Source organism: Methylobacterium sp. CCH5-D2 (genome assembly GCF_001556475.1).
GTDB lineage: Bacteria > Pseudomonadota > Alphaproteobacteria > Rhizobiales > Beijerinckiaceae > Methylobacterium > Methylobacterium hispanicum.
This window is the reverse complement of record NZ_LSIX01000657.1, coordinates 1-5,953: the sequence shown is the minus strand read 5'-3', so window position 1 is coordinate 5,953 and position 5,953 is coordinate 1. Positions and strand designations below refer to the sequence as shown.

Annotated in this window: 8 protein-coding genes; 3 read left to right on the top strand and 5 right to left on the bottom strand. The window is 74.0% G+C overall.

What is annotated here, in order from left to right; all coding sequences use genetic code 11:
* The 3 genes from AX737_RS17455 to AX737_RS17445 form a co-directional block, all read right to left on the bottom strand.
* Positions 1-399: carbonic anhydrase (locus tag AX737_RS17455; protein ID WP_280949086.1), on the bottom strand; the 399-nt coding region annotated here is incomplete at its 3' end.
* Between the two features lie 59 nt (positions 400-458).
* Positions 459-965: an NUDIX domain-containing protein gene (locus AX737_RS17450; protein WP_066923654.1), complete on the bottom strand. Its 507-nt coding sequence runs from the start codon at positions 963-965 to the stop codon at positions 459-461.
* Between the two features lie 9 nt (positions 966-974).
* Positions 975-1,742, bottom strand: a complete 768-nt coding sequence (locus tag AX737_RS17445) for a DUF429 domain-containing protein (RefSeq protein WP_066923653.1) — start codon at positions 1,740-1,742, stop codon at positions 975-977.
* A 76-nt stretch (positions 1,743-1,818) separates the two neighbouring features.
* Between AX737_RS17445 and AX737_RS17440 the strand changes: the two genes are divergently transcribed.
* On the top strand, positions 1,819-2,703 hold the full coding sequence (locus tag AX737_RS17440; protein ID WP_066923651.1) for a CoA ester lyase: 885 nt from the start codon (positions 1,819-1,821) through the stop codon (positions 2,701-2,703).
* The gene (dut, locus tag AX737_RS17435) at positions 2,700-3,194 is read left to right on the top strand and encodes a dUTP diphosphatase (RefSeq protein WP_066923650.1); all 495 of its coding nucleotides are present in this window, start codon (positions 2,700-2,702) and stop codon (positions 3,192-3,194) included. The genes AX737_RS17440 and dut overlap by 4 nt, the downstream gene beginning before the upstream one ends.
* 6 nt (positions 3,195-3,200) lie before the next feature.
* Here the strand turns inward: dut and AX737_RS17430 are convergent, their stop codons facing one another.
* Complete coding sequence (locus AX737_RS17430) at positions 3,201-5,063, bottom strand: glycoside hydrolase family 15 protein (RefSeq protein ID WP_066923648.1); 1,863 nt, start codon at positions 5,061-5,063, stop codon at positions 3,201-3,203.
* Between the two features lie 281 nt (positions 5,064-5,344).
* Here AX737_RS17430 and AX737_RS34565 point away from each other — a divergent pair, with 281 nt between their 5' ends.
* The gene (locus tag AX737_RS34565) at positions 5,345-5,488 is read left to right on the top strand and encodes a hypothetical protein (RefSeq protein WP_197430619.1); all 144 of its coding nucleotides are present in this window, start codon (positions 5,345-5,347) and stop codon (positions 5,486-5,488) included.
* Here AX737_RS34565 and AX737_RS17425 read toward each other — a convergent pair.
* A partial coding sequence (locus AX737_RS17425; protein ID WP_066923646.1) for a gamma-glutamylcyclotransferase occupies positions 5,469-5,953 on the bottom strand: 485 nt, incomplete at its 5' end. The two genes, AX737_RS34565 and AX737_RS17425, sit on opposite strands and share 20 nt — an antisense overlap.

The following is a 5,953-nucleotide window of genomic DNA, read 5'->3' as shown; positions in this document are numbered from 1 at the left end:
GGGGGCCACCAGCGAGACCCACTTGCCGATGAAGTTGCCGGGCGAGAGCGGCTCGGCCTTGTTGGCGAAGGCCTTGATGCCGCCGCAGGTGGCGTGGCCCAGCACGACGATGTGCTTCACCTCCAGCGCCTGCACGGCGAACTCGATGGCCGCCGAGGTGCCGTGGTACTCGCCGCCGGTCTCGTAGATCGGCACGATGTTGGCGACGTTGCGGATGACGAAGAGCTCGCCCGGGCCGGCGTCGAAGATCGCCTCGGGCGCCACGCGGCTGTCGCAGCAGCTGATCACCAGCACCTCGGGGGCCTGGCTCGTGGCGAGCTGCTTGAAGCGGCGGCTCTCCTGCGGAAAGCGATCCGAGAGGAAGGACCGGTAACCCGCGGTCAGGGCTTCGGGGAACATGGTGTCTCCTGCGTACGGAAGGATCGGCCGGGTCGGCATGCGCCGCGGGACCTGCCGGCTCAGGCATCCCGCCATGACAGAACGACGGGATCGTCAGGAATCATCCCAGAAGCCACCCGGCGCGCCAAGTCTGCAAGTCCGGCCGGTTCGATGTGTTCCTCGGTCGCGCACAATTCACTGACGCTCCACCAGCGCGTGCCGAGGACCGGATTGTCCTCCGTCTCGGCGAGGCGACTGGTATCGACCGCCGCGTCGGGCAGTCGGACGAGGAAGTAGCGCTCGCGCGCGTCCCGCCCCTGCTGGAAGAGGCGGAACGGCCCGTCGCAGGCGGCGATCTGCGGCCCGATCTCGGTCTCGCGGCCGATCTCCTCGACGAGTTCGCGCCGACAGGCCTCGAGGTGGCTCTCGCCCGCCTCCAGCCCACCGCCGGGCATGAACCAGAAGACCTTCGGCGTCCCGTCCGGGTTGCGGGCATGCACCGACTGGTAGGCGATGAGAAGCAGCCGGTCGTCGGGATCGAAGACCAGGGCGCGGGCGATGTGGCGGATCGGCAGGGTATCGCTCATGGGGTCTCCTTAGCAGGATCGGGCCGGGCGCTCATCGGAAGTGCGCCGAGCCGGCGCCCAGATCACGACGGGCAGGCCGTGCGCGTCGTGCTCGAACGGGTCCGGCAGCGGGCGGGCGCGCCCCGTCAGGATGTCGCGCGCGACGACGAGCCCCGCCAGGGCGTCGAGGTGGTCGTCCGGGCCGACGCCGCGGGGCGGCTCCCGGACCAGCGCCTCCGGCAGCCCCGCCGCCAGCAGAAGGTCTCGGCGCGCCGCGAGCCCCGCCCGGCGCTCCGCTCCCTTCTTGCCCGCTTCGAGCGGGAGGCCGCCGTTGAGGCAGCGGAAGGCGATCTCGGGATGGACCTCGTGAAGGCGCGCGCGCAGGTCCGGACGCGCGCGCAGCAATGCGTCGACCGCGCGGATGGCGGGCGCGATGTTCCAGCACTGGATCGAGGGCGCGCGGGGCGGATCGCTGTCGCGGCGGGAGAGGGCCTTGGCGCTCTCGTAGTCGGGTGCGTAGACCGCGGCGCGCGGCGGCACCGGGAAGACGCTGGCGCAACCGCGGGCCCCGAGCAGCGCGCGGGCGGCCCGGTCGGCGGAGCGCCCGCCGCCGAGGCTGCGCTCGGGGAGACCGATCGGGATGTCGATGCCGACGCGGAGCGGCGCCTCGGGCCCGTCGAGCACCTCCGCGACGGTGGCGAAGAGGCCGGCGCGGTGGCGCGCCGGGTCGTCGAGGTCGAGCAGCACGCCCGCCCAGGCGCCGCGACAGCCGTCGAGCCCCGCGATCCAGCGCGCCAAGCTGTCCCTCCCGCCTTGTCTCGGTCCCGCCGTAGCGGTATCGGCCGGACGATTCCAGAGCGCTCGGGGACCCGCCATGACCGAGATCCGCCCGCGCCGCAGCGTCCTCTCCATGCCGGGTTCGAACGCCCGCGCCCTGGAGAAGGCCGGCGGCCTGCCCTGCGACGTCGTGCTGATCGATCTCGAGGACGCGGTCGCGCCCGAGGCCAAGGGCGAGGCCCGTGCCCGGGTCGCCGCCGCGGTCTCGGAGAGGCGCTTCGGCCCGCGCGAGGTGGTGGTGCGGATCAACCCGCTCGACGGCGATCACGGCGAGGACGACCTCGCGGCGCTCGCGCCCGCCGTCCCGGACGGGATCCTGGTGCCGAAGGTGACCGGCCCGGAGGCGCTGGTCGTGGTCGGCTCGCGCCTGCGCCGCCTGAAGGCGCAGCCCGGCATCCGGATCTGGGCGATGATCGAGAGCCCGCTCGCGATCCTCAACCTCGCCGACATCGCGAGCGCGGCCCGCGACGTGGACGTGCGGCTCGCCGGCCTCGTGGTGGGCCCGAACGACCTCGCCAAGGCGGCGCGGATGCGCCTCGCGCCGGGACGCGCCGCGCTGATGCCCTGGCTGATGGGCGTGATCGCGGCCGCCCGCGCCTACGAGATCGACGCGATCGACGGCATCTACAACGCCTTCACGGACGCGGAGGGCTTCGCGGCCGAGTGTGCCCAGGGGCGCGCGCTCGGCTTCGACGGCAAGATGCTGGTCCATCCGGACCAGATCGCGGCGGCCAACGCGGCCTTCGGCCCCGCCCCGGAGGAGATCGCGGAGGCCGAGGCGCTGATCGCCGCCTTCGCCGCGCCGGAGAACCGGGGCCGCGGGGCGATCGCCTTCCGGGGCCGCATGGTCGAGCGCCTGCACGCCGAGGAGGCGCGCCGGGTGCTGACCCTCTCCGAGGCGATCACCCGGCAGGGCGCATGAGCCCGGGGGCGGATGGGGGCGCGGACCTGCCGGAGGTCGGCATCCGCCTCCTCGACCCGCGGCTCCCCGGCTGGGGCTTCCCGCACTGGGGCTCGGCGGGGGCGGCCGGGCTCGACCTCTTCGCCTGCCTCGATGCGCCCCTCCTGCTCGCGCCGCAGGCGCGGCCCGCGCTGGTCCCGGCGGGCTTCAGCGTGCGGATCCGCGATCCCGGCTGGTGCGGCCTGGTCCTGCCGCGCTCCGGCCGCGGCCACCGCGACGGGCTGGTGATGGGCAACGGCACCGGCGTGATCGACGCTGACTACGAGGGCCCGCTCCTGATCTCGGCCTGGAACCGGAATCCGGACGGCGCGCCGGTCCGGATCGAGCCCGGCGAGCGCATCGCCCAGATGGTGTTCACCCGGGTCGCGCGGCCGCGCCTCACGGTGGAGACGGACGACGCCCGGCCGGGCTCGGCCCGCGGCGGCGGCGGCTTCGGGTCGAGCGGGCGCTGAGGCCCCTCACTCGGCCGCCCGCCGCGGCGGCTCCTCCTCGTCCGGCAGGCCGTAGCGGTCGATGCAGGACTGGAGGCGCAGCGCGGCGTTGATCAGCGCCATGTGGGAGAAGCCCTGCAGCGTGTTGCCCCGCTGCTCGCCGCTCGCCGCGTCGATCTCCTCCGCGAAGAGCCCGACATCGTTGCCGCGCGCGATCAGCCGCTCGAAGGCCGCGGTCGCCTCGCGGGTGCGGCCGGCGAGGGCGAGGCAGCCGACGCGCCAGAAGGCGCAAGCGGTGAAGGTCGCCTCGTCCCCGTCCAGGCCGTCCTCCATGCGGTAGCGGTAGATCAGGTCGCCGTCGCCGAGTTCGTCCTCGATCGCGGCGAGCGTCGAGAGCGTGCGCGGATCCTGCGGATCGATCGCGCCGAACAGCACCGCGCGCAGCACCGCCGCGTCGAGGTGCTCGGAATCGTAGGCCCCCACGAAGGCGCCCTTGCGGGGATTCCAGCAGCGGTCGAGGTACTCGGCCTTCAGCGCGTCCGCCTCCCGCTCCCAGGCCTCGATCGTCCCGGGCGCCACGCCCCGGATGTTGCGGCCGATGCGGGCGGCGTCCTTGAGGGCCACCCAGATCATCGCCTTGGTGTGGAGCTGCTGGCGCGGGGCGGTGCGCAGCTCCCAGATGCCGTGGTCGGCGACATCCCGCGCGGCGAGCGCCCGGCGCGTGAGGTTGTCGAGCACCTCCGGCAGCCGGTCGTTGACCTTCTCGGGGGGATCGTAGCGCACCGCCTCGAGGAACACGCAGAGCGCGCGGACGAGCTCGCCGTAGATGTCGTGCTGGTCCTGGTGCTCGGCGGCGTTGCCGATCAGCGCCGGGCCGACGCCGCGCCAGCCGGAGAGATGGGTCAGCGCCTCCTCCGGCGGCATCGGCCCGTTGATGCCGTAGAGGAGGCGGGTGTGCCGGCCGAAGCTGCCGTCGGCCTCGCGCAGGAAGCGCAGGAATTCCGAGGCCTCGCGCACGTAGCCGAGCATCACGAAGGCGGTGACCGTGAAGGTGGCGTCGCGCATCCAGGTGAAGCGGTAGTCGTAGTTGCGGTTGCCCGGCACCGCCTCCGGCAGGCCGGCGGTCGCCGCCGCGATGATCGCGCCGGTCGGCGAGTAGGTCAGCAGCTTCAGGCAGAGCGCCGAGCGCAGCACCGCGTCGCGGTAGGGCCCCTGGTAGGTGCAGCGCGCGCTCCAGCGCCGCCAGTAATCGACCGTGGCCTCGGCCCGCATCCGCGCGCCCGCGAAGTCGTCGACGCCTGCGCTCTCGTCGTCCTCGCCGTGGGTGAGGACGAGGTAGGTGCTCTCGCCCGCCTCGAGCGCGAAGCGGCTCACCGCCGCGTCGTCCTCGACCCGCGGATCGTGCCCGGCGCTCACCCGCACCCGCTGCTCGCCCGCCTCGAACAGCACCCAGTGCGCCTCCTGCACGGGCTCGCAGGCGCGGCGGGCGTAGTCGAAGGTCGGCCGCACCCGGAAGGCGCCGGAGACCCGGCCGGAGACGCAGGTGAGGAGACGCAGCAGACGGCTCTCGCCCTCGCCGTCCGGGCCCTCGTCGGGCTCGGTCGCGGGCGGGTTGACCGGCATCACGTCGAGGAGCACCGCCCGGCCGGTCGCGGTCTCGAAGGTGGTCTCCAGCACGTTCGTCTCGGGCAGGTAGCGCCGCGCGGTGCGCTCCACACCCTCGAACACGATCGAGCAGGAGCCGCCCCGCTCCTCATCGAGGATCTTCAGGAAGAGGGCCGGCGAGTCGTGCCGGGGCCAGCACAGCCAGTCGATCGAGCCGTCGCGGGCGACGAGCGCGTTCGCGTGGGTGTCGCCGATGATGGCGTAGTCGCTGATGGGCTTCGACACGGCGCTCGCTGGGATCGGGGAGGACGCGTCGGGAGCTAGGGGCCGGCCCGGACCGATCGACCCCGTCCGGCGATATGCCACACGGCCGCAACGCTTCGTTGACCCTGTCGGCGGGCAGGCCGGGGCCGAGCCCGGCCCGTGTGCGCCAGCGCAGGTCCGCCGCCCGCCGAGGCGCCTAAACAGCCGTGCTTGAGACAGCGCCGCCTCGCCCGCGACCGGGCCCGGCGCTGCCGCGGGCTGGGCCGGGAGCCGGCCGCCCGGGATGCGGGATCACAGGACCCATGCGGACCAAGGTTGTGCTGGCGCTGACGCTGTTCGTCCTGCTGACGACCGGCAAGACGCCGGGTTTCCGCGAGTTGCGCAACCCCGATGCCGAGCACCACGGGGGCCGGGCGGCGGTCGCGCTCAAGCGGGACCGGCTGTGAGGGCGATCTGCGCGCGCAGCCGCTCGGCGACGAGCCTCTGCAGCGACCACAGGTGCCGGTCGCGGATGCCGAGCGCGGCGCAGGCCTCGACCGTGCGGTAGAGGTACTCGGCGCTGGGGCCGAGATTGCCGCAGGCCGCCGCGATGCGGTCGGCGATCTCCGCGTCGGCGAGACGGCCGCTGTAGCGGTCGCTTGCCCGGTTCACCAGGAAGGTGAGGGCCGGGACCGTGCCGCCATCCGTCACGACCGGCAGCCAGCGGGCGACGTAGCCCATGCCCCGCATCTCCCGCCGCCAGACCGGCATCAGCGTCTCGTGCACGTCGGTGCCCGCGAGCCGGAAGGCGACGCCGCGGCAGAGCCCGCCCCGGTCGAGCGCCAGCACGAAGCCCGGCCGGTCGGGCGTGCCGCGGAAACGGCGCTGGAGCAGGCAGAAGCGGCGGTGGAAGCCCCGCACCGTGCCGAGCC